The organism is Lysinibacillus sp. GW821-FHT14F06, from assembly GCF_058803665.1.
Window position 1 is genome coordinate 20794 of sequence record NZ_JBXAPF010000006.1, and the last position, 23069, is coordinate 43862.

Annotated in this window: 22 protein-coding genes and 1 other RNA gene; 12 read left to right on the plus strand and 11 right to left on the minus strand. The window is 36.8% G+C overall.

Going from position 1 to position 23069, the window contains the following annotated elements:
• The first annotated feature begins 368 nt into the window (after positions 1 to 368).
• Entirely contained in the window at positions 369 to 749 is a 381-nt protein-coding gene (locus AC1RNS_RS07220; RefSeq protein ID WP_492991635.1) for a helix-turn-helix domain-containing protein, read from the plus strand.
• 34 nt (positions 750 to 783) lie between these two features.
• Positions 784 to 1935, plus strand: a complete 1152-nt coding sequence (locus tag AC1RNS_RS07225) for a tyrosine-type recombinase/integrase (protein WP_492991636.1) — start codon at positions 784 to 786, stop codon at positions 1933 to 1935.
• 316 nt (positions 1936 to 2251) lie between these two features.
• On the opposite strand, the gene AC1RNS_RS07230 is transcribed toward AC1RNS_RS07225, so the two are convergent.
• From AC1RNS_RS07230 to AC1RNS_RS07245, 4 genes are all read right to left on the minus strand, one after another.
• A complete protein-coding gene (locus tag AC1RNS_RS07230; protein ID WP_492991637.1) occupies positions 2252 to 2818 on the minus strand; it encodes a recombinase family protein in 567 nt (188 codons plus the stop codon).
• An 805-nt stretch (positions 2819 to 3623) separates the two neighbouring features.
• Positions 3624 to 3848, minus strand: coding sequence for a hypothetical protein (locus tag AC1RNS_RS07235; RefSeq protein ID WP_036221088.1), 225 nt, complete (start codon positions 3846 to 3848; stop codon positions 3624 to 3626).
• 273 nt (positions 3849 to 4121) lie between these two features.
• Complete coding sequence (locus AC1RNS_RS07240; RefSeq protein ID WP_107949305.1) at positions 4122 to 4463, minus strand: hypothetical protein; 342 nt, start codon at positions 4461 to 4463, stop codon at positions 4122 to 4124.
• Positions 4464 to 5005: 542 nt separating this feature from the next.
• A complete protein-coding gene (locus tag AC1RNS_RS07245; RefSeq protein ID WP_492991638.1) occupies positions 5006 to 5128 on the minus strand; it encodes a hypothetical protein in 123 nt (40 codons plus the stop codon).
• A gap of 522 nt (positions 5129 to 5650) precedes the next feature.
• On the opposite strand from AC1RNS_RS07245, the gene AC1RNS_RS07250 reads away from it, so the two are divergent.
• A complete protein-coding gene (locus tag AC1RNS_RS07250) occupies positions 5651 to 6091 on the plus strand; it encodes an ASCH domain-containing protein (protein WP_036221091.1) in 441 nt (146 codons plus the stop codon).
• A gap of 121 nt (positions 6092 to 6212) precedes the next feature.
• Here AC1RNS_RS07250 and AC1RNS_RS07255 read toward each other — a convergent pair whose 3' ends face one another.
• Positions 6213 to 6596, minus strand: coding sequence for a cyclic-phosphate processing receiver domain-containing protein (locus AC1RNS_RS07255; RefSeq protein WP_036221140.1), 384 nt, complete (start codon positions 6594 to 6596; stop codon positions 6213 to 6215).
• A gap of 223 nt (positions 6597 to 6819) precedes the next feature.
• Here AC1RNS_RS07255 and AC1RNS_RS07260 point away from each other — a divergent pair, with 223 nt between their 5' ends.
• Positions 6820 to 7956: a site-specific integrase gene (locus tag AC1RNS_RS07260; RefSeq protein WP_492991639.1), complete on the plus strand. Its 1137-nt coding sequence runs from the start codon at positions 6820 to 6822 to the stop codon at positions 7954 to 7956.
• A 132-nt stretch (positions 7957 to 8088) separates the two neighbouring features.
• Here the strand turns inward: AC1RNS_RS07260 and ssrA are convergent.
• From ssrA to secG, 5 genes are all read right to left on the minus strand, one after another.
• Positions 8089 to 8444: a transfer-messenger RNA gene (gene ssrA / locus AC1RNS_RS07265) on the minus strand.
• 357 nt (positions 8445 to 8801) lie between these two features.
• Positions 8802 to 9269 (minus strand): SsrA-binding protein SmpB, encoded by a 468-nt coding sequence (smpB, locus tag AC1RNS_RS07270; protein ID WP_492991640.1) that lies wholly within the window; start codon positions 9267 to 9269, stop codon positions 8802 to 8804.
• 118 nt (positions 9270 to 9387) lie between these two features.
• The gene (gene rnr, locus AC1RNS_RS07275; protein WP_492991641.1) at positions 9388 to 11979 is read right to left on the minus strand and encodes a ribonuclease R; all 2592 of its coding nucleotides are present in this window, start codon (positions 11977 to 11979) and stop codon (positions 9388 to 9390) included.
• Between the two features lie 33 nt (positions 11980 to 12012).
• Positions 12013 to 12759 carry an alpha/beta hydrolase gene (locus AC1RNS_RS07280; RefSeq protein ID WP_492991642.1) on the minus strand — a complete coding sequence of 249 codons (747 nt, stop codon included), beginning with the start codon at positions 12757 to 12759 and terminating at the stop codon, positions 12013 to 12015.
• A gap of 220 nt (positions 12760 to 12979) precedes the next feature.
• On the minus strand, positions 12980 to 13207 hold the full coding sequence (gene secG, locus AC1RNS_RS07285; RefSeq protein WP_492991643.1) for a preprotein translocase subunit SecG: 228 nt from the start codon (positions 13205 to 13207) through the stop codon (positions 12980 to 12982).
• A 194-nt stretch (positions 13208 to 13401) separates the two neighbouring features.
• On the opposite strand from secG, the gene AC1RNS_RS07290 reads away from it, so the two are divergent.
• From AC1RNS_RS07290 to AC1RNS_RS07325, 8 genes are all read left to right on the plus strand, one after another.
• On the plus strand, positions 13402 to 14646 hold the full coding sequence (locus AC1RNS_RS07290; protein WP_492991644.1) for a transglutaminase domain-containing protein: 1245 nt from the start codon (positions 13402 to 13404) through the stop codon (positions 14644 to 14646).
• A gap of 99 nt (positions 14647 to 14745) precedes the next feature.
• Positions 14746 to 16392 (plus strand): alkaline phosphatase, encoded by a 1647-nt coding sequence (locus AC1RNS_RS07295; RefSeq protein ID WP_492991645.1) that lies wholly within the window; start codon positions 14746 to 14748, stop codon positions 16390 to 16392.
• Between the two features lie 317 nt (positions 16393 to 16709).
• On the plus strand, positions 16710 to 16847 hold the full coding sequence (locus tag AC1RNS_RS07300; RefSeq protein ID WP_054770455.1) for a teichoic acid D-Ala incorporation-associated protein DltX: 138 nt from the start codon (positions 16710 to 16712) through the stop codon (positions 16845 to 16847).
• A 16-nt stretch (positions 16848 to 16863) separates the two neighbouring features.
• Positions 16864 to 18336, plus strand: a complete 1473-nt coding sequence (gene dltA, locus AC1RNS_RS07305) for a D-alanine--poly(phosphoribitol) ligase subunit DltA (protein WP_492991646.1) — start codon at positions 16864 to 16866, stop codon at positions 18334 to 18336.
• Positions 18333 to 19496, plus strand: coding sequence for a D-alanyl-lipoteichoic acid biosynthesis protein DltB (gene dltB, locus AC1RNS_RS07310; RefSeq protein WP_492991647.1), 1164 nt, complete (start codon positions 18333 to 18335; stop codon positions 19494 to 19496). Before dltA ends, dltB begins: the two co-directional genes overlap by 4 nt.
• 47 nt (positions 19497 to 19543) lie before the next feature.
• Entirely contained in the window at positions 19544 to 19777 is a 234-nt protein-coding gene (gene dltC, locus AC1RNS_RS07315) for a D-alanine--poly(phosphoribitol) ligase subunit 2 (protein WP_492991648.1), read from the plus strand.
• Entirely contained in the window at positions 19774 to 20949 is a 1176-nt protein-coding gene (dltD, locus tag AC1RNS_RS07320) for a D-alanyl-lipoteichoic acid biosynthesis protein DltD (RefSeq protein WP_492991649.1), read from the plus strand. The genes dltC and dltD overlap by 4 nt, the downstream gene beginning before the upstream one ends.
• A 199-nt stretch (positions 20950 to 21148) precedes the next feature.
• Positions 21149 to 21670 carry a MerR family transcriptional regulator gene (locus AC1RNS_RS07325; RefSeq protein ID WP_492991650.1) on the plus strand — a complete coding sequence of 174 codons (522 nt, stop codon included), beginning with the start codon at positions 21149 to 21151 and terminating at the stop codon, positions 21668 to 21670.
• Positions 21671 to 21882: 212 nt separating this feature from the next.
• Here the strand turns inward: AC1RNS_RS07325 and AC1RNS_RS07330 are convergent, their stop codons facing one another.
• Entirely contained in the window at positions 21883 to 22704 is an 822-nt protein-coding gene (locus AC1RNS_RS07330; protein ID WP_492991651.1) for a methyl-accepting chemotaxis protein, read from the minus strand.
• Between the last annotated feature and the right edge of the window lie 365 nt (positions 22705 to 23069).

Genomic DNA, 23069 nt, shown 5'->3' on the forward strand with positions numbered 1-23069 from the left:
AGTTTGTAGAGTGTCGTATCTATACTTCAGCTGGCTTCACATCTTATAACCGACATTTAGATGTGTCCGACACTTTTTTTATGAATATTCATTTCTGCATGTTTGTAGAGTGTCGTATCTATACTTCGGCTGGCTTCACATCTTATAACTGACAATCAGATGTGTTCGACACTTTTTTATGAATATTCATTTCTGCAAGTTTGTAGAGTGTCGTATCTATACTTCGGCTGGCTTCACATCTTATAACCGACATTCAGATGTGTCCGACACTTTTTTTATGAATATTCATTTCTGCAAGGGTATAGCATGGAGTAGCAATTCTTTACTGACATAACAACACTTACCATCTATTACGGAGGAACAAACATTTGGAACAAACTATTGAAAAATCAATCGAAGAAAAAATGGAAAACTTAATTACACAATGCCTTGAGAAAATCCTTGTAAAAAATATCGAATTAATCCTTGATACAAAGCTTGATTCTTACCTTGGAAAAAAGCTTGGATATTCTCCTGATAAAAACTTTGAAAAAATCTTTGAAAAAAAACTTGGTGAAACAATTGGACAGCATAATGAGCATGCAGCTAAAGAATGGCTGAACGTTCAAGAAACTTGCGACTATATCGGAATTTCCTATAAAAGTTTACAAAAGCTTATTGATCAAGGACTTAAAGGAAATTCAATTGGTCGCAGCAAGCGATTCTCCAAAACGGAAATCAATCACTTTTTAAAAAATGTACAAGCATAAAAAATAATGGAAAACACAAAAGGAGATCATTCTAATGACAACAATGGACAAAGCAGTTAAAGAATATATGAAAAGAGGCGTTCCTCATTATATGGTGAAAATGTATGGGGGTATCGACCCTTATACGAAAAAGCAAATCGACATTACAAGGCGTGGTTTTAAAACAAAAACTGAAGCAAAAGCTTTTTATGCCCAAAAACAAGCGGGAGTACTACAAAAAAGTGCAACTGATATTTCAAATATTACATTTGAGCAATTCTATCATAATCGCTATGAAAAACACCTTGAAAAAAGTAGTATCGAAAAAAGTACTTTAGGGAAAATTAAAGGAATGTTTAAAAATCACATCCTACCCTTCTATGGAAATTTAAAGGTTAAAAATATTTCCTACCCAGATACTTTACGGTCATTTGAAGTATGGGATAAGAAGTTAAAAAGACCTTCAAAGGTAGCGAGTCAATTAAACAAATGTTTAGTACATGCAGTCAAGTATGGAATTATTTCAAAAAATCCCGTTGATCTCGAGGAATTGCGTTCTAATGAAAAAATGGCACTTCGTAAGAATGGTAATAAACAAACTGAAAAACTGTTCTATACACCAGATGAATTGGATGTATTTATTCAAAAACTGAAAGCAACAGATGATATTTCAAAAATTGCAATTTTCCTCGTGCTTGTAAATTTAGGATTACGCAAAGGGGAGCTTCTTGCACTGCAATGGCAAGATATTGATCTTCAAAACAAAAAAATTCTTATTCATCAAGCTATTGGTACAGCTGAACGGAATAAACCCTATATTAAAAGTACAAAGAACACGGAGGAAAGAACACTTGATATTGATGAGGAAACTTTCCAAGCATTATTAAAATGGAAGGAATATCAAGCAGAGCAATTAAAGTGGCAAAATCTTGAGCATCAAGGCAGCGAGCAGTTTATCTTTCCAAACAATAAAAATACTTTTTATAATAACTGCAAGTTAAATGCCTGGTTAAAAAGATTCCAAATCCAACATGGTTTAAAGCTCGTTTCAGTTCATGGCTTACGTCACAGTTGTGCTTCTCGTATCTATTATCAAACGAATGATGTAAAATTTATTCAACGTTTCTTAGGTCACTCAAAAATAGCAACAACGATAGATACGTATATTCATTGTATTCCTGAATTACACACTCTATCAGATGAGTAATTTAATGATACTGCAAAAGGGATTCTTAGTTGAATCTCAATTCATGCCAAAGTACATTTGTATTTTGGCATTTTTTCTTTCTAATTTTTTTACAGGTATTCGCAAAAAGTATAAAAATACTCAAAACTAACCCTTTTATTTATATATTAATTATAAAAAAAGCTTGGCAGAAACCTTATTAGATAAGGCTCTACCAGGCTTTTTATATTTTTATTAATTATCTTCACTCAATTGTCTCAATTGTTGCTGGTGGCTTAGAAGTGATGTCATGCAGTACGCTCTCAAATCATTAATACAAGTTCCCCCTACTTTACATTTAATTATTTTTAATAATTTTATATACGGTTGCCCTACCAATACCATACTCCTTTGCAATATCTGTAGCACTTTCTCCTGCTTCAAACAATGCTCGTACATGCTTCTTTACTTTATCATCAATAGCGGGTCTGCCTCCAACACGCCCGCGTTTTCTAGCACTTTCTAATCCAGCTTTTGTCCTTTGCTGAATAATATCCCTTTCAAATTCAGCAAATACAGCTAACATACCAAACATTGCTTTACCTGTTGGAGTAGTAGTATCAAATGCATCATTAATTGAAACAAATTCTACGCCCTTCTCATTTAATTCACCTGTTAATGTAAATAACTCTTTAGTACTTCTAGCTAAACGATCTAATTTAAACACAACAAATAAATCTCCACTAGTTGCAGCTTTTATAGCATGTTCAAGTTCTTGCCTTTCTACTTTACGACTAGAAATCTTTTCTACATACATGATTAGTTCTAATCCTTTTTCTTTAGCATATTTTTCAATTGCTTGCTCCTGCATATCTAAATTTTGATCTTCCGTACTAACTCGACAATATCCAATTACACGTCCCATTTTCGACACCTCAATCTATTAACTTATATATTTTATATAAAATAAACAATAGACGAGTTTATAGACAAATACAATAAAAAAGGAAGCCTAAACGTTAATTTAAGCTCCATCTTCAAATCGTCTACTAAACGATGGTTTTATAGACGTGTATTTCGCGATTGAAATGTGAGCCTAATCGCAACTGAAATACTAGACCATTCTGGTAGAGAAGATTATCGAGACAGCAAGTTTACTCGTGTACTTTACACGGATTCTCTGCGGGCATAACTCACGTTTAAAAGGAGTAGTAAAAATGTTACTTAACATACATTTTACTAGGGATAAATCACACAAATTTGAGAACATTAAAATTAATAATTTAATCCAAACCGTATAGAGAAAATTCAAAGTTCATGCTATAATTTTACAAATAAGGCTGTTTAGTGGTGGTACACCAAGCAATCTTAGCAATAAGCAAAATCGATTCAAAGGCGATTAGCGAATAAAAAGCAAAAAATAAACCACTACTCAGCTTTGGGGGCGAGGGCGGTTTATTTTTTTTAGTAATAGCAAATGACAATGCAATTACAGATACGATTGTGTTGAAAAACGTATAGCCATCTTCATTGCTTCGCCCTTACCAACAACTTACACCTCGCGATTCTACAATACTAATGTCCAAAAAATTAATACCTATGTAAATTGAAGAGAGAAAGTATTTAATCATAAAAAAAGCTTATCAATCCTATATGACCAATAAGCATGAGATGAATTCAGATGGATAAGTTTGTTTTTAAAGTTAATTCCCGATTCAACTGAGAGCCATTTAGTCAACGACCTCAAATTGCATCGTTTCAAAATTTAGCTCCATTGGAATGTAATGCGATACGATCATCATTAATGGGAATGCCAGCGTCACTGTATACGCATATACATGTATGAATTGTAGCGGATCAACCTGTGCATATGTTACCATCACCCAATGTGCGAGCACATATGGAACATAGAAAACGATAAAAAAGTAGGCTAAGCATCTAGCGGTTTGTTGCATACTCGAATAAAAACCTGATGCAATATATAATAATATGTCTCTTGTTTCTTCTTTTATAATACAATCACCTCCATAATATCTAATGTTTCCTCTATTATATTATAAAAGTGGTGTACTGCGATATTCTCTAATACACCATCAGACATGTTTTTAATTGTTTAGAAAGTAACTTTATACTATAGCTTAAACAGCAGCATACACCCTTCGTATTTATTCATGTATTAAATCTCCCCTACCCATTTTGTGCAAAAAAAAGAGATGCAAAATATGCATCTACTCTATTTTTCGCCAATCAATGATCTCAATCGTTGCATTTGAAAACTGATTGTACAAGATTAACCAATTGCCAGCGATATTTAGTTGAATCAATATTTCACCGTTAATATTTTCTCGAAATACAAGAACAATAATAGAGAGTTCTTTATTTTCGGAACGCTCTATTACCCCAGCCTTCACCATGTAGTCATTAAAATGGCATTCTACATATTGTTTTTCATCTAGCTGAGCGTCAAGTAGCGTTCGAATCGTCTGAGCTACATGCTTGTACAGGTTATGTGTATTGAAATCGTCTTGTAATGCTACTGCTAAATCGTGCTTAATTTGCTGTGCTTGCAAAGAATCGCTCCTTTCATAGTGTGTTCGTATCGTCAATCCACATGCTTTGAATCGCGATATTCAATTGGTAGGTAAATAAACTAGATTGTCGAATAAATTAAACGTTCTCCACAGGACAAATACAAAAGAGGTTTTTTAATCTTTTTATTTTACCTGGGGTACAGACAAAAAACGAGAAAATTGTACATATATTTACTACCGACCGACATTAGAAAAAATAAAATACAGAAAATCCATTGGAACAAACGTTCTTTTTTTGATATATTAAAAGTGCTTTATAGGCGATTAGCGAGGAAAGTAAATCATTATTCGGCTTTGGGTGCGAGGGCGGTTTACTTTTTTTAGTGAAAGTGACTACGGATGTTCTATCATCTGTAGTTTTTTTGCTTATTTTAAATCGAAGTCATGAGTGCTGCGGTTTTTCTGTGTTTATTTTTTGCATGGATTAATTGCAAAATGTCCTCAAATGTCGCTTTGAATTAATTTAAATACACACAAAGAACTTTTTAAGTAATTTCTAATTTTTAAGCTTACTAAATGAGCTATTTTCGTTCAAGCAGAGCAATCGCCTTATCAATTTTCTTAATCGTGTTATCAAATCCAAAATTAGTTATTTTGGTGTGAGGCTGTGTAGATTTTCTCTTTATAGTACGTTTCAAGCCCATGTTTGACCCTCCTGTATAGCTTTTTCATTAAAATTCTCCTTTAAGACAAGGTTGGTTCAATTTTAACATTAAATAACGCTCTGAGATGCTCCGAAAAATCATTTTAAAGAATCATATAATAACACATTTTACTAGGGCTAAATCATACATTATTGAGAGCAACATAATTAATAAATCAATTCAAAGTATATTGAGTAAATTCAAAAATCACGCTATAATCCGGTGTGAAGAGATTATAAATAAGACTGTTTAGTGGTGGTACACCAAACAATCTTAGCAATAAGCAGAATCGATCCAAAGACGATTCGCAAATAAAAAGTAAAAAATTAAACCACTACTCAACTTTGGGGGCGAGGGCGGTTTATTTTTTTTGTAAAAGCAAATGACAATGCAATTACAGATACGATAAGTGTTGAAAATCGTATAGCTATCATCATTGCTTCGCCCTTACTATACACCTCACGATTCTACAATACTAATGTCCCAACAATGGGTAAAATTTTAATAAAAGGAGTTATTACAATGAACAAAATCGAAGCTTTTTGGCAAAATTATTGTGAAATAGAAGGTTTGGAAAACATTCGTTATACGGAAACACTACAATTTGGGGAGAAAGCAAATTTGCTTACAAGTTTAGTAATGAATGAAATAAAAATAGCAACATGCTTAAGCTATCCATTATATGAAATTGAGGGGAATCCACTACCTAAAATGGGCGATTATCAAATTGCATTGAACAATCACAATGAGCCAGTTGCAATTTTAAAATCCTATGCCATCGATATTTATCCGTTTAACGAGGTACCATTAGACTTTGCACTAGCGGAAGGCGAAGGTACATATGAGGAATGGAAGGAAGTACATGTGGCATTCTTTAGCCGCATTTTGCCTCAGTATAACTTGGAGTTTACGGAAGATATGCTGACAGTTTGTACTCGGTTTGAGAAGGTTTATCCAAAATAATTAAAACATGCACCACCTAATCCAGTCCAATCCCGTTCCAAAAGTATCTGGGAACGTTATTTAAATACTATGAAGCACTCAATAATTCCAAACGAAAGTGTAGCAAAAATTTTACAACTAACTAACCAGAGTACTTATTTTTAGTAATCGGATAATGGTAAATTTCAATATCTGAATCAATGAAACCTCTCCGTTTCGCTCCACGTAGTGTGTGATACATATTCTCTCTACCAACAGGGTTGTCCGTATGAATATATATTTTGTTTGCCCGTAACCCTTTTTCACAAATATATTTTACTAAGTCATAACCTGTTGGCAATAGATTACCTTGTAGATCCTCTCCTAAATCATGGTCAAGAGAAAGCATATCTACTTCGTGATTTTCAAGTAAGTGAATTGCTTCTTGAAACGTTCTTGCCACAACAAAACCACTCGGACAATCTCTTAAATCATCCACATAGAGATTTATTTTTTGTGTACCCAAAATAATCCCCCCTTTATGCATCGTTTGTTTCAATTGTGTAGTGTAATAAAATATTTTGCAAATATTCAACCACTAATTACGAATAGCCTTTTTACTATCATCATTATTTCTACATTAAATGCTACCAAAATAAAGGTAGCTGATTTATTGGGAAACCATTTTTTATACGCTATACTTACAATATAGTTAATCGCAGCATTAACTTTACCCCTAGTTTCCCTGTATGGTTCTAGGAGGCATTTCAATGAAAGACAATATTAAATCATATACAAAAAAAGATGGCAAAACCTACTACATGTTTAAGCTTTATTTAGGAATGGATAGCGAAACAGGCAAACAAATTCACGTTACTAGACGCGGCTTTCAAACAAAAAAAGAGGCTAATCTTGCCTTAGCTCGATTAAGAGTCGAAGTTAGTAAAGGGGAATTTAAGAAACCTAAAACAGAAACATACGAGGATATATATAATGTCTGGATTCAGCACTACGAAAGAACTGTCGAAGAAAGCACCTTTGTCAAAACCCTAGGCATTTTCAGGAACCATATTCTACCCGCAATTGGGCATTATCGAATTGAGAAATTGAGTGCAGCAATCTGCCAAAGCTTTGTTGATGACTGTTCCTTGAAACTAAAAAGATTTCGAATGGTTAAAACTTACGCATCTAAAGTAATTGATTTTGCTATTAAGCGTGATTACATCAGTTCTAATCCATTCAAGCTAGTGGATCTCCCAAAAATCAAAGCTTCTACTGTATTAGATACCGAGGTCAACTACTATTCAAAAGAGCAGCTAATTTACTTTCTTCAATGCTTAAAGCAGTATGGTAACGCTCAAATAACCGCATTTTTCTACCTACTTGCTTTTTCAGGTATCCGTAAAGGGGAGGCACTTGCATTAACCTGGGCGGATTTAAATTTCGATACAAAGGAACTGCTCATTACAAAAGCTCTTTCAAGAGGTAAAAATAACAAGCTTTATATTAAATCAACGAAAACCGATACGATACGCCAGCTTTTAATCGATGATGAAACATGCCACATCTTATCCGAATGGAAAAAGATCCAGCAAGTTAAATTTCCAAATGCGAAAGATAAAAGCCAATTAATGTTTACAAACGAACAAAATGGCTTATTGCAACAAACGGTTCCTAGAAAATGGCTCATGAAAATCATCGACAATTACAGCTTGCCCTATACACATGTTCACTCATTTCGTCATGTGCATTGCTCTTTACTTTTCGAAGCAGGTGCAAGTGTCAAAGAAGTACAAGAACGATTAGGTCACACAGATGTGCAAACAACGCTCAACATATATACGCACCTATCAAAGCGTGCAAAAAACGATACAATTAATAAGTTTGTGACGTACTTAAACTCATAAACTTGACCCAAAAGTGACCAGTTTTTTAGCCAGTTTCTGCTGAAAAGCCCAGAAAACTCAGTACAACAAAAATAGAAAAAACCCTTGATTTACAAGGGTTTTGACCACTCTAGACAACTCTAGAAAATTCAATTATGGAGACGGCGGGAGTCGAACCCGCGTCCAGAAACTCCAATACTTCAGCTTCTACGCGTGTAGTTTGCCTATTTACGATTCACGTAGCATTATGCCGACAAACAGGCGTCCTGTACGCTAACCTGGAAATCTCTTGTCGGTGACTCAGGTGGCACCATCGACCGTATCCCACTAAAGTTGGGCCCCACGTTCTCTACATGGGCGATAGAGAGGCAGAGCGCTTACGAGCTTACGCTGCGAAAGCTAAGTTTTGTTGTTTGCCAGTTATTATATAACTTCCGTTGATGACGGAGCCGAGACCTCCGACGCGCGACCAAAGCTTGAACCATCCCTGTCGAATCCGTAACGTCCCCTTGAATATGAATCGAAGCGCTTGGCCTCGTTCAAACAAAGAGCTAGATTTGCTTCTAGTACGGTGGGAGCTTAACGTACGCTTCCATGAAATCTGGCAATCAGTAATACTTATTATAAAACAAAACTAACGATAGTTCAAGTATCCCGATAACTTAGAAAAAATTGGCGCAAACATCATAGCCTATCCATCCATTTCACCATTCTATCCATCACTCTCGCAGTTCTATCCGTCACATTTCAACCCCTATCCGTCGCTTTCCCCAATCTATCCGCCTCACCACGCACTACGCTCTCACCCGCTCCACCACACCCAAAGCAAAAAGCTCACCAGCAACAGTGAGCTTTCTCCCAATCCATTAATATTGATTTTTCGCTTTAAAGGCACGTTCCATTTCGCGTTTTGATTCTTTTTTGCGCATGTCGTCGCGTTTGTCGTAATCTTTTTTCCCTTTACCTACGCCGATTAGGAGTTTGGCGTAGCCGTCCTTAATGTACATTTTTAATGGGACGATTGTGTAGCCGTCTCGTTTAACGGCACCAACTAGCTCGCCGATTTGCTTTTTATGAAGCAGTAGCTTGCGGGCGCGCAGTGGGTCATGGTTAAAGCGGTTGCCTTGTTCGAATGAGCTGACATGCATATTGCTGATCCATGCTTCACCGTTGCGGATTTGGACATAGGATTCTTTTAGTTGAACCCTTCCTGCACGGATGGATTTTATTTCTGTGCCTGTTAGCACCATGCCTGCTTCAATTGTGTCTTCAATGAAGTAGTCATGCCCGGCTTTTTTATTTTGTGCTAATACTTTCCCAGTACCTTTTGCCATATTATTCACCCTCTACATAAAGGTTGAGCAGGATCAACCTGCTCTTATTGATAAAGTGAAAGCACCCGCTTCAAATTGCTTTAAAGCGCTTATTGGTACTTTCACCTATACTTTTACTTTATTTACGTTTTGATTTTTTCTTTTTGCCTTTTTTAGCAATGCCCTCATAGAACTTTTGCTTTTGTTTCACGCGTTTTTTAGGACCTGGGCTTGAGCTATCTTTGCGGCTGCCTCTAGGATCACGGTCGCTTTCACTGCGCTCTCCTCGTTTGCCTCTTTCTTCCTCGTTGCGAACGTCTCTGTGATTGCCACGACTGCTTCTTTCTTCTTCGCTGCGACCGCCTCCGCGACTGCCACGACTACTTCGTTCTTCCTCGTTGCGTCCACCTCTGCGACTGCCACGACTGCTTCTTTCTTCCTCGTTGCGACCGCCTCTGCGACCTCCACGGCCACCTCGCTCGTCCTCGTTACGACTACCTCTACGGCTGCCACTACCGCCTTTGTTATCGTTGTAATTTTTACGGGCGTGAATAACAGTAGGGGCTGCTTTGCGTGTTCGTCCATATGAAGTTACCATTCCAACAATTTCAAAGTCAATGGATGACTCCTCAATAATAACATTTGCTACACGAACCATGACCTCATCGCCAATGCGGAATTGACGATTTGTTCGTTCGCCAATCATGATCATCTGGCGATCGTCAAAACGGTAGTAGTCATCTGTCATATTGCTAATATGGACAAGTCCTTCAATCGTATTTGGCAGCTCCACGAAAATTCCAAAGTTTGTGATGGATGAGACGATTCCTTCGAACTCCTCGCCAATTTTATCGGACATATATTGGGCCTTTTTCAGTGAATCGGTATCACGCTCTGCATCGACAGCACGACGTTCACGCTCTGATGTATGGTCAGCAATTTCATCCATTGCCATACTCCATTGTGCAACCGTTTCTCTCGATGTATCTTTATTAATTAAATACGTTCGGATTAAACGATGCACGATTAAGTCTGGGTAACGACGAATTGGTGATGTAAAGTGTGTATAGAAATCTGTCGATAAGCCAAAGTGACCAAGGCTTTCAGGATAATATTTTGCCTGCTGCATAGAGCGTAGGAGCATTGTTGAAATTACTGGCTCCTCTGGCATACCATCAATTGCCTTTAAAACATCTTGTAAAGCCTTAGGATGAACGGTATTGCCAGTACCTTTAATTAAAATACCGAAATTCGTGACAAATTCAAAGAAGCGTTGGAGCTTTTCTGGCTTTGGATCTTCGTGAATACGGTATAGGAATGGTACATTCATCCAGTGGAAATGCTCTGCTACGGTTTCATTGGCAGCTAGCATAAAATCTTCAATTAATTTCTCTGCTACTGTACGTTCGCGTAATTCAATATCTACTGGCCAGCCATCCTCGTTGACAATAACTTTGGATTCTTTAAAGTCAAAGTCAATTGCTCCACGCATTTCACGTTTATGACGTAAAATTGATGATAGCTCTTTCATGTTTTTAAACATTGGTACAAGAGGCTCATAACGGGCAATTAGCTCCTCGTCCTGCTCTTCTAATATTTTGTAAACGTCCTTATACGTCATACGCTCTGTTGTTTTAATGACACTTTGGAAAATTTCGTGTGAAATCACATTCCCACTGGCATCAATTATCATTTCACAGGACAATGTTAAACGATCGACCTGAGGATTTAAGGAACAAATACCATTCGATAAACGATGTGGAATCATTGGAATTACACGGTCTGTTAAATACACACTTGTCGCACGATCATAGGCTTCAATGTCAATGACAGAGCCTTGCGTTACATAATAACTAACGTCTGCAATATGTACGCCAAGCTTATAAGTGCCATCACCATTTTTTGTTACAGTAACTGCATCATCCAAATCCTTTGCATCTGCTCCATCAATTGTGACAATCGTTTCATGACGTAAATCACGGCGGTCCTCTAAATCAGCCTCAGTGATTTCATCTGGCACTCGTTGTGCAGCAGCAATCACCTCATCTGGAAATTCTGGTGGAATATCGTGCTTATATAATATAGAAAGAATATCTACACCTGGATCATTTTTATGGCCTAAAATCTTTGTAATATAGCCTGTAGCTGATTTTAAATCCTCTGGCCAAGTAGCGACCTCAACAACAACTTTGTGTCCGTCAACAGCACCCAATGTATCACCTTTGGCAATAAAAATATCCATTGGTAGCTTTTTATCGTCTAAGACAACAAAGCCAAAGCCACGATTTGCCTGGAATGTACCAACAAAGCTTGTTTGTCCACGTTCAACTACCTTTGTCACAGTTCCTTCACGACGATCACCGAATGATTCCTTTAACACTCGGATCAGGACGATATCGCCGTTAATGGCACCATTTACTTCATGCGGGGGAATGAAAACATCATCCATCCCCTCAATATCAGGTGTCACAAAGCCGAAGCCCTTTGCATGACCGATAAATTTACCTCTTAGTAAATTCATACGCTCTGGCAAGCCATAACGATTAGAACGTGAACGGACAACTAAGCCCTGTCCCTCCATACGCACTAAAGTTTTTACAAGCTCTTTAAACTCGTCAGCATCCTCAAAGCCAAATACGTCCTCGATTTCGCCAACGGTTAATGGTTTATAATCTTCTTCACCGAAAAAATCGAGTAAACGACTTTGTAGTGAATCCTTTTGGTCTTTCATAATTTCCCTCCTTCATGAGAAAATCCTATTTGTTTATTGTGCCCAATTTAGGCCTTCTAAAAAGTGATAAATATCTTCATGTAACTGATCTTTTTCTTGATCTAATGTAATAACATGCTTTGAGTTTTCATACCACTTGATGTGCTTTTCAAGTGACTCAGTTTGATTATATATAATGTTGGCAGATTCTGTCTCAATTACCTCATCATTTGTTGCTTGAACGACAAAAATTGGGGCATAAATCATGTCAATTTCTTGACGAGTATGGGCAATAAATTCCCGTAGCTCCTGTAAAGATGGCATACCTTTTTTAGCAATGCTTAAAACCTCTGCTTCGATTTGCTCATCCTGTTTGCCTTGGAATTTTTTATAGTCTCTTGCATATTTCAGGACTCCCTCAAACATGACGTCGGTTGTACGCATGGTCATCGGGGCACACATTGTAACGATTCCTTTTACTGGGTTATTTAATGCCACATTAAGTGCCATCACACCGCCTAATGAAAGACCTGCAACTGCGATTTCCTGATAACCAGCATCCTGTAACTGCTTATAGGCAGCTACGACATCCTGCCACCAATCAGCAGGTCCTGTTGTGATAAGTTCTTCTGGTTCCACACCGTGACCTTTATAGTGAGGCGCTAATGTAGTATACCCTTTTTTCTCTAAAAATCTACCAAGCATTCGGACATCTGCGGAGCTTCCTGTAAAACCATGCAACAGTAATACTGCTCGTGGTCCTGCTTGAAAGAAAAATGGCTGAGATAAAGTTTTGTTCATTGCAAGCTCTCCTTCATACCAATACATACTATCACCATTATAGCCATTTACTAGAGATTCTACATCAGTGATGATGCACTATCCTGCTGTTTAATGGTCCTATCCAACAATTTCGGCTTTCTATCCTTCTGTTCAATGGTTCAATCCGCCACTTACGCTTTTCTACCTTGGATAAAAGAAAACGCCCAACCAATTCGGTTAGGCGATATATCTTCAACTATTAGATTTTTGTAATAGCGATTGCTAAAATAAAGAATAAAATTGCTAACACAATTGTTGCGCGGTGAAGGATAAGATCCATACCACGTGCTTTTTGTTTTCCAAATAGTTGTTCAGCTCCACCCGAGATGGCACCTGACAAGCCTGCACTTTTACTAGATTGAAGTAATACGACTACAATCAACGCTAATGATATGATAATTAATGAAACTAATACTACTGTATGCATACACTGCACCTCCCGAACTTTGAAACATCACAACACACCACATTATAACAAAAAAAGGTTGCCATGACAAACTTAGATTGAAAATAATCTGTAAATTGCCCAATTTCGCTTATTGTCCTTATCACAGGAAAATTACAATGCACTTACACATCCTCCTCGCTTATAATGGAAAAAATATTGCTTGGAGGAACTTTATGATAAGAAAAATCATTTCTATGCTTTGTATATTGTGCTTATCTGTCTTGCTAATTGCCTGCTCCGAAACACTAGATACATACCTTGAAGAAGCTACGGATTCTTCCATAAAAGAGACCAACACAATGGACGACATTAAAAAGCCAGAGAGTAAAGTTATCTCTGCCTCTTTTTCCGATTCAGACCTTTTTTCTACTTCTTTATTTAAAAAGGACCCTGCCTTATTACAATTTACAAAGAAAGTAGAAAAACATATCGCTAATTTCGATAAAACATTTGAGGTTGCTTATACAGGAAAACTGGATTGGAATGAATTCGAGGTTCAGCTAAACGACATGAATAGCTTACTTTCCTATGTGAATCCTTATACGGCTGGTTATTTCCTGAATTTTGAATGGACCTCCTGGGATCAAGACAATGGATATTTAATTGAATTTACGATTACCTATTTGACAGATGCTAAAAAAGAGAAAAAAATTGATACCTTTGTCAATCAATTTGTAGCACAGTATATTACCGATGATATGGATGACTTCCATCGTGCCAAGGCTATTAACGATATGATTGTACAATTAGCCACTTATACCGAGCAGGGATCTACGGAGGGTCAGACAGTATATGAGTTAATTCAAGAGAACACGGCTGTTTGTCAGGCCTATGCTTTACTCGCCTATCGTTTATTGGTAGCCTCAGATCTTGATGCTCAATATGTATATGGTTATAGCGACAATGAACTGCATGCATGGAATTTAGTAAGCATTAACGATAATTGGTATCATCTCGATACAACATGGAATGATGTTGATCCAAATGAACCTTATGCAATTTCCTACGAATATTTTTTAGTGAATGATGAAAAACTAAGTCAAGATCATCTATGGGTCAAAGAAAACTATTTTGCGGCAACAAGCAAGAACTATGATTTTATGCATGATATGTGGTATGCCGATACAGACGAAGATATTATTTACTATAATAGCATTCGTGACAACATGGTATACGCCTATGATTTAGCAACACAGCAAAATAAGCAAATCTCAGAAACAGCCTGCTACTACTTGGCTACCTATGAGGATGTGCTTTATTGCAGTGATTATGACAATGCAGGCTATCTAACAAAAATTAATGTTAGCAATGGCTCAGAGGAAGTGTTACTAGAAGAAGAGGTATTGAATCTCTTTATTGCTGATGGCATTTTATATTATCAAACAGTAGACGGTGAGGAGTATGAACAAGATCTTTAATGTAAGAATTTGCACTATAATTTAACGCTTCAACACAGCTGATGAAGATTGTCACTTTCGTTACACTACTTTTGAAATAAACCTAAAGGAGACTACATCATGAAATACTTACAAAAATGGCGTTCATGGGTTATAGCTAGTGCAATGATTTTTTCGGCGACAAATATTGCCCTACCACAAGTACAAGCTGCGAAAAACACTCAGCCGTCAAATGTTATTATGATGGTGATGGATGGAAGTAGTAATAATGCTGTCACACTCTCTCGATGGTATAAGGGTGGAAATTTGGCATTAGACGCGATTTTAACTGGTGCAGTTCGTACTTACTCTGCAGAATCTGCCCTTACCGATTCTGCGCCTGCTGCTACTGCATTAGCCACAGGGCATAAATCAAATCGTAAATTTGTTGGTGTGCTACCAGCGGTTATTAATTCTCCAGGATTAGCGCAATTAGCCAAAGGTGATACTATGCGCCCTGTAGCCAATGTTTTAGAAGGAGCGAAACAGCAGGGCATGGCAACTGGGCTGATTTCTACTTCTGAAATTCAACATGCAACACCTGCAGGCTTTTCAGCACATGTTAAAAATAGAAGCCAATATGATGACATAGCTGAGCAGCAGGTCTATCAAGACATTGATGTCGTGTTAGGCGGCGGCTTCGCATCTCTCATTCCTGGTGCTGCTAATAATGCTCGTAAAGATGGCGAGAACTTAGTGAATGTCCTAAAAGAAAAAAATTATGACATTGTCAAAACACGTGATGAGCTTTTAAAAAGTACCTCATCGAAAATTTGGGGAAGCTTTGCTCTTACTGCCCTTGCTTACAATATAGATCGCCCTATCACTAGAGCATCTGAGCCGACGCTTGCTGAAATGACAAGCAAAGCCATTCAAACGCTTAAACAGAATGACAAAGGTTTCTTCTTATTTGTAGAGGGCAGTAAGGTAGATTGGGCTGCACACGCCAACGACACAATTGGTATCATCAGTGAAATTTTAGCGTTTGATGGGGCTGTCCAAAAAGCACTTGATTTTGCCAAAGAGGATGGGCATACAACGGTTATTGCCGTAACAGATCATGGTAATAGCGGTATTACCATGGGCAATATGAATACAACAAAGACTTATGCCAGTATACCTGTTTCTGCCTTTGTTAATCCATTAAAGAAAGCGAAAATGACCCTTGAAGGTGCCTTAAGCCAATTGAAGCAAGACCAATCCAATATGATTGAGGTAGCAGCACTATATGGTTTATCAGACTTATCTAAAGACGAGCGGACAACCTTAACAGCTTCTAGGAATCTTAGCAAAGATATGGGACAGATGCTTGCCAAACGAGCAAATATTGGTTTTACAACGGGCGGACATACTGGTGAGGATGTATTTCTTTATACATTTGGCCCTTCCGCAATAACTGGCCTTGTTGAAAACACGGAAATAGCACATGCAATGGCACAATCTATGAGCTTTGATTTAAATAAGCTGACCAAGGATTTATATATCCCTGCAACAAAGGCCTTTACTGAAAAGGGCTATACGACAAAGATAGATCGAACAGATCATGAAAACCCAAAATTTATTGCACAAAAAAAAGATGTTACATTAACAATCCCAGTAAATAAAAACATCATGATTTATGAGCAAGCTTCAAGCAATACGACCAAAACCTATACATTTGATACCATTAATGTCTACAATGGAACAGATTTTTATGTTTCCAAAAAAGTGTTAGATGCTGTTAACTAAATGATCTATCCATACCGTTTAACGGGATAAATATATAGATGCCATCATAAGTTGATTTGATTAACTTTTGATGGCACTTTTTTGTTTGAAGAGCTTTGTTAAATATCAATTTTTCCCAAACCTTAATTTAATCTTAAATTTATCTTATGATTTAATGAATAAAGCGAAATGCAGCAACATTTTTCTCCACATTCCGTCAAAACAGTGTTAAAAATTTTAATAGAAGGATTATAAAAAATAACTTGAAAAAATATCTATATATTTAGTATATTTACAAAGTTAAAATCCTTTTTCATTATTAAATTGGAGGTGAACTGATGCAATCCATTAAAAATAATGAGCTATTACGTTTTATAGGCTTTACGTTATTTTACTTTATCATTTTGGTGCTTTTGTTTATTATTCATGGGTTCCATGATATGAACGCTGGTCCATTTATATATACGGAATTTTAAAAAAGGAGAAATATAGATGTTAAGTATATTAGCGGCAATTCAAAATGTGGCACTTCAGCAGCCACAAAAAACTGCATATCAAACCAATCATGAGTCCTTAACGTATAGTGAGCTTTGGTATCTCTCTGATTGTGTAGCACATTATTTACTAGCTCTTGACTTAAAAAGGAAACAGCCAATTGTCGTCTACGGTCATATGTCACCATTGCAAATTGTTGCCTTTTTAGGTGCTGTTAAGGCTGGGCATCCATATGTACCAGTTGATTCGTCTACACCTTCAGAAAGACTACAGCTTATTATTGAAGCCTCTGAAGCCTGCATGCTACTAAAAACAGAATCATTAAGTGCTCCATTGTCTATTCCTGAGTTGGAGGTAAGTGATATTATCACGAAGCGTTCTACTATTTCGGTAGAGCCTTCCTCGTGGGTTCAGGAGCAAGATGTTTATTATATTATTTACACATCTGGTTCAACTGGTAAACCTAAGGGTGTCCAAATTACAGCCAATAACCTAGCACACTTTGTTGATTGGATGAATAAGTACTTCCCATTACAGGAATCTGGCGTGTTTTTAAATCAGGCCCCCTACTCCTTTGATTTATCCGTAATGGATTTATACCCTGCATTGGTAAATGGGCAAACGCTTTATGCGATTACTCAAGAGCAAATTGCTTATCCAAAGTCGTTATTTGATGCATTAGCTACAGCTGAAATCCGTGTTTGGACCTCCACACCGTCCTTTGCGAAAATGTGCTTAATGAACAAAGAGTGGCATCAGGAGTTAATGCCCACTTTAGATACATTTTTATTCTGTGGAGAGGTTTTACCAGTCTCCGTTGCACAGGAATTAATGCAACGCTTCCCACAGGCAACTATTTTTAATTTATATGGGCCAACTGAAACAACCGTTGCTGTATCTTTTGTAGAGGTCACACCAGAACTGTTGGAGCAATTTGATCAATTACCAATCGCCCCCCAATCAGAACCAAATCTTTCGCTATTAGAGGATGGGGAGATTATTATTTCAGGACCAACTGTTAGTGCTGGCTATCTTGGTGCACCTGATTTAACGCAAAAGGCCTTTCCTACAATAAATGAGCAGCACATTTATAAAACTGGGGATATTGGCTATGAAAAAGATGGCTATCTGTTCTTTTCAGGTCGTAAAGATTTTCAGGTAAAATTACATGGCTATCGTTTAGAAATCGAAGAAATTGAAAAGCAAATAGGCAATCTACCACCTGTTTCTAGCTGTGTTGTTGTACCTGTTTTAAAAGATGGCGAGATTGTTTCACTGAATGCGTTCGTTGTTCTACGTGAGCCATTAATGGAGTCTGCTTTTAAAATGACGAAGCAGCTTAAATCGTTGTTATCAGAGTATTTACCAACCTATATGATTCCGAAAACCTTCAAATACATGGACACTTTACCTCTAAATACAAATGGTAAAGTTGACCGTAAAGGATTGGCGGTTATGGAAACAGTATGACGCCTTACGGAAATATCGTTTTTTTCATCATTATTGGGATGTTATTGCTGCCAACAATTATTTTAGGATTACGTGAAAAATCTGCAAAAGGCTATAATATCTATGTTTCCATTATTGTTTTGGCACTTATTTTTGGTAATTCTTTAAATGGCACAATCTCTCTCATACTTTTTACAGTATTTCAGCTACTATTAATCATTGCTTATCAAAAATACCGACTACAAAAGAATAGTGGGACAGTATTTGTTGTGGCTGTACTGCTGTCTATCTTGCCGCTCGTGCTAGTAAAGGTTCTTCCGATTCTTGGGCTACATCATTTATTTGGATTCCTAGGAGTGTCCTACATTACCTTTAAATCTGTTCAAATGATTTTAGAAACACGTGACGGACTGATAAAGGATAAAATTTCAGCAATCGAGCTGGCCTATTTTTTACTGTTTTTTCCAACCGTTTCATCAGGACCTATCGATCGTTGGCGACGTTTTTATAAAGATATGCATGCAGTTCCGTCTAATCAGGACTATCAAAAACTACTATTAAGTGGGATTAATTATATATTTGTAGGCTTTCTATATAAATTCATTTTGGCTTATTTAATCTATAATTACACACTTATCTATTTGCCAAATCATACCTATAATTATTTGACACCTTTTCAAGGGCAAATAGCGTATATGTATATGTATAGCTTCTATTTATTTTTCGATTTTGCTGGCTATAGTGCCTTTGCCGTTGGGGTCAGTCGCATTATGGGCATTCAAACGCCAATTAACTTTAATCGTCCATTTTCGAGTCGCAATATTAAAGACTTTTGGAATCGTTGGCATATGAGCCTTTCATTCTGGTTTAGAGATTATGTTTATATGCGTTTCGTGCTTTGGATGACTAAGAAAAAATGGATTAAAAATAAATTTACAATCTCATATATTGGTTTCTTTTTACTGTTCTTTTTAATGGGAATTTGGCATGGACTAGAATGGCACTTTGTAGTCTATGGTCTTTACCATGCCCTGTTAATCATTAGCTTCGATAAGTTTGAACGCTGGAACAAAAAACGTAAGCTTTGGCCGAAAAATAAATGGACACATGCAATTGGCGTGTTTATCACTTTTAATGCTGTTTGTTTTGGCTTTTATATTTTTTCAGGAAAATTATTTTAAACAAGGCTTTATTAAACACAGCCTAAATATAAAGGAGAATTTTAACTATGGAGAAACAACAAGTTTTAGAAATGCTAGTGGAATTATGCGAGGACGATATCATTGTAGAAAACCCAGATATCGATTTATTTGAAGAAGGGCTACTTGATTCATTCGGTACCATTAATCTATTAGTGGAAATAGAAAGCCGCTTTGATATCTCAGTACCAATAACTGATTTCAATCGTGAGGAATGGAACACGCCAAATCGTATTGTAGCGAAATTAGCTGAAAGACAATGATTAAGAAAGGCTTTTTATCACTATTCATTGCCCTTGTTCTATTTGCGGTCTTCGTATTTTTGCCAAATTCATGGATCAAAGCTTGGATTTCAGATGAAGATGTAGAACAGGCAAAAACGAACATGTCTCCGTTAGTATTCCAAGGCATGTATTTACAGGAGAGAATGCTACAGGAGCCGAACTCAATGCCTTTATACGGCTCATCAGAATTAAATCGCTTTGACCCCTTCCACCCCTATAATTATGCACGGGCAACAGATGCACCGTATTCGACATTTATGATAGGACGAGGGGGAATGCAGTCTATTACACACTTTTTAAATTTTGCTACGCAGGAGAAAAATTTAAAGGATAAAAAAATTGTTTTCATCGTTTCTCCTCAATGGTTTACGGAAAAAGGAATGGGTGAATTTCACTTTTCTCCTAACTATTCCATGCTGCATGCCTATGATTTAGCATACAATAAGGACATTGATGTAGAGGTTCGAAATCGTGCAATGAAGCGTCTGCTAGAATTTGAGACGGTGAATCGGGATCAGCTATTAAGAACAATCTATCAGTATCAATTATCGAATGGCAAAGAACGACCTGTTGTTGGACGCCTTGCGATGATGGCAGGCCATTTCCAAAAAGCACTGCTGGAGAAAAAAGATTTGTATTACTCGATTTTCCCTAGAGAGTCACATAAATTAAAAAATAATGACAAGCTGGTGGCAAATCAAACATTTGAACAGCAATTGAAAAATGCGGAAGAATATGGCAAGAAGCGTGTATCTAATGATTTAATGATTGAAAATAAATTTTATAAACGTCTTGTTAATGCCGATTTAACAAAGTTTAAAGGCTCTCGTAAGAACGAAGATTATACAGTATCACCCGAATATGAGGATTTTCAGCTCGTCATAGATATTTTAAAGGATGCTGGTGCAAAGCCGCTATTTATCTCTATTCCTGTGAATGGCTATTGGTATGACTACAACGAATATCCACAGGAACGTCGTGAAAAATATTATGAAAAAATGGAGCAAGTATTAACAAATGCTAATGTTCCATATGTTGATTTCTCCGATCATGAATATGACCCTTATTTTATTATGGATACGATTCATATTGCATGGAAGGGCTGGGTCTATGTAGATCAAGAGCTAGATAACTATTGGACACAATCATAAATTATTTTCTGTTAACAGATGAAAAGACAGTCTAAAGTGTTAATCACTGAAGGCTGTCTTTTTTACTGTTCTTTACTAATATCTGTTTCTTACTTCTTGACTCTCCCCTTAACTGGACAGATATACTTATAAAGTAAACTTCAAGCAGCAGCGTTACACAGCCCGATGTTTTAGATTTTCTAAAAGGAGATGATACTCAATGTTTAAAATTAGCGAGTTTTCAATGCTTAGCCAAGTTTCTATCAAAACATTACGTTACTATGACCAATTGGGTTTACTTAAGCCTGCTTATACCGATCAATTTTCAGGCTATCGATATTTTTCAGCTGAGCAAATGTTTCAAATTCATCGCATTTTGGCTTTCAAGGAGCTGGGGTTTTCATTAGAACAAATTCGACAAATGATGGACGAAAATATTCCCCTAGAACATATTCGAGGTATGTTTAGAGTCAAGCAAAACGAAATTCAATCTATATTAGAGAAGGAACAGGCTAAGCTTTTTCGTATTAAAGAAAGCCTACGTACCATTGAATATGAGCGAAAAGATTTATCGTCACTTGACGTTGTCTTAAAGGAAATTAAATCACAGCATGTAATCTCTTATCGTAAGAAAACCTCATTAAGCGAAATTCCAGAAATGTTTCGACAATTGGATCAATATATAGGAAGCCCTAATAGGCGTTGGCTAAAAGGTTCATCAAAGAAATTCGATTTCTTATAAAGGACTTTTTAGACAACCCCCACATCAGCTACAGAAACAGTTTTTAGCTTTTATTGTTTATTCAAAACAATTCTCGGCATCGTTTCTGTCTTCAAATCAAACGGTCTATTACTTCTTGAGCGTTCCATGTTCCTTTCATTACATTATAACCACCCGTTTGATCAAAAATAGTCCAATGTTAAAACGGCAAAAGAACGATTTCTTTATATCAATTATCGTAATACTTCTTTCACATAATACGACATTTGGGTACTAACATTGCTTAATTTTTCAATTGCCTCACTAAATTGCTGCACTAGTTCGGCTTGTTCATTGGATGCCACTTCAATTTGCTCCATGCTCTCCATCAAGGATTGAACATTATTAGTGATGGTCTTAAGAGAAGTTTCAATTTGTTCTGTAGCTGTAGATGTTTCACTCGATAATTTCCGAACCTCCTGTGCCACAATATTGAACCCTGCTCCATATTGCCCAGCACGTGCTGCCTCTATGGATGCATTTAAGCCAAGTAAATTGGTTTGCTTGGAAATGGTTTTAATGAAATCTGTCACCTCATTGGAGCGTGAGGAATTTTCAAGAGCATGACGTGATTTTTCTGAGATGGATTCACTCGTTGCGGATAGCTCTTCAGAATGTGCAGCTATTGTATGTATTTTTAATTGTAAATCTTGAATAATTGCTTGTAGACTTTCCATAAACGCTCCGACTTTTTCTTGCGCCTCTAGTGGAAAAAGCAAGCTTAATATTCCTACGACTTCACCATTTTCTCGTATAGGATACAACTCACTATTCATCGGGATACCAAAATACTCTTTTGGAACACTACGCTTTAAAAATTCCCCCTTTGCAACGCGACGAAAATCTGATGAATCCTCTGGTATAAAGCCCACTTTTAAATGTGTTTTTACTTTTATCCCATCTAAAACAAATAGCACTTCTCTTGTCACACGGTCATTTAATGTGATAGATATTTCCTTCTTAAATATTTCATGAAAAATTGGTAATGTTTCCTTTAATGCTTGTATGACCCCCATTGCAACTCCCTCCCTTTGTTCTCTCAATTATACCTTATAGGATGGTACGTGAGTTATAAATATTGGTAAATGTTAGTCATTTTGTAATATTTAATTTTAAGAAAATTGTATCTCTTGACATGTAAAGTTCTAATTGATGAATAGGTATTTTTTAATTTTTAGACAGGGTTTAAATTTGTGATACTACGGATATTGGGGCTCTTATTGAGCAGTTCTTTTCGCGACCTGAGCGTAGTTGGACTCTTCCTGAGCGATTTTCTTTCTTACCCGAGCAATTCTCGACTCTTCCTGAGCGATTTTCTTTCTTACCCGAGCAGTTCTCGACTCTTCCTGAGCGATTTTCTTTCTTACCCGAGCAGTTCTCG

Excerpts from the sequence above, each read along its gene's own strand:
- AC1RNS_RS07250 (WP_036221091.1), top strand. The coding sequence starts at position 5,651 with ATGAACAAAATCGAAGCTTTTTGGCAAAATTATTGTGAAATAGAAGGT.
- dltB (WP_492991647.1), top strand. The coding sequence starts at position 18,333 with ATGACGCCTTACGGAAATATCGTTTTTTTCATCATTATTGGGATGTTA.
- dltD (WP_492991649.1), top strand. The coding sequence starts at position 19,774 with ATGATTAAGAAAGGCTTTTTATCACTATTCATTGCCCTTGTTCTATTT.
- rnr (WP_492991641.1), bottom strand. The coding sequence starts at position 11,979 with ATGAAAGACCAAAAGGATTCACTACAAAGTCGTTTACTCGATTTTTTC.
- dltC (WP_492991648.1), top strand. The coding sequence starts at position 19,544 with ATGGAGAAACAACAAGTTTTAGAAATGCTAGTGGAATTATGCGAGGAC.
- AC1RNS_RS07295 (WP_492991645.1), top strand. The coding sequence starts at position 14,746 with ATGAAATACTTACAAAAATGGCGTTCATGGGTTATAGCTAGTGCAATG.
- secG (WP_492991643.1), bottom strand. The coding sequence starts at position 13,207 with ATGCATACAGTAGTATTAGTTTCATTAATTATCATATCATTAGCGTTG.
- dltA (WP_492991646.1), top strand. The coding sequence starts at position 16,864 with ATGTTAAGTATATTAGCGGCAATTCAAAATGTGGCACTTCAGCAGCCA.
- AC1RNS_RS07225 (WP_492991636.1), top strand. The coding sequence starts at position 784 with ATGACAACAATGGACAAAGCAGTTAAAGAATATATGAAAAGAGGCGTT.
- AC1RNS_RS07255 (WP_036221140.1), bottom strand. The coding sequence starts at position 6,596 with ATGCATAAAGGGGGGATTATTTTGGGTACACAAAAAATAAATCTCTAT.
- AC1RNS_RS07290 (WP_492991644.1), top strand. The coding sequence starts at position 13,402 with ATGATAAGAAAAATCATTTCTATGCTTTGTATATTGTGCTTATCTGTC.
- AC1RNS_RS07245 (WP_492991638.1), bottom strand. The coding sequence starts at position 5,128 with ATGGGCTTGAAACGTACTATAAAGAGAAAATCTACACAGCCTCACACC.
- AC1RNS_RS07235 (WP_036221088.1), bottom strand. The coding sequence starts at position 3,848 with ATGCAACAAACCGCTAGATGCTTAGCCTACTTTTTTATCGTTTTCTAT.
- AC1RNS_RS07280 (WP_492991642.1), bottom strand. The coding sequence starts at position 12,759 with ATGAACAAAACTTTATCTCAGCCATTTTTCTTTCAAGCAGGACCACGA.
- AC1RNS_RS07330 (WP_492991651.1), bottom strand. The coding sequence starts at position 22,704 with ATGGGGGTCATACAAGCATTAAAGGAAACATTACCAATTTTTCATGAA.
- AC1RNS_RS07260 (WP_492991639.1), top strand. The coding sequence starts at position 6,820 with ATGAAAGACAATATTAAATCATATACAAAAAAAGATGGCAAAACCTAC.
- AC1RNS_RS07325 (WP_492991650.1), top strand. The coding sequence starts at position 21,149 with ATGTTTAAAATTAGCGAGTTTTCAATGCTTAGCCAAGTTTCTATCAAA.
- smpB (WP_492991640.1), bottom strand. The coding sequence starts at position 9,269 with ATGGCAAAAGGTACTGGGAAAGTATTAGCACAAAATAAAAAAGCCGGG.
- AC1RNS_RS07230 (WP_492991637.1), bottom strand. The coding sequence starts at position 2,818 with ATGGGACGTGTAATTGGATATTGTCGAGTTAGTACGGAAGATCAAAAT.
- AC1RNS_RS07300 (WP_054770455.1), top strand. The coding sequence starts at position 16,710 with ATGCAATCCATTAAAAATAATGAGCTATTACGTTTTATAGGCTTTACG.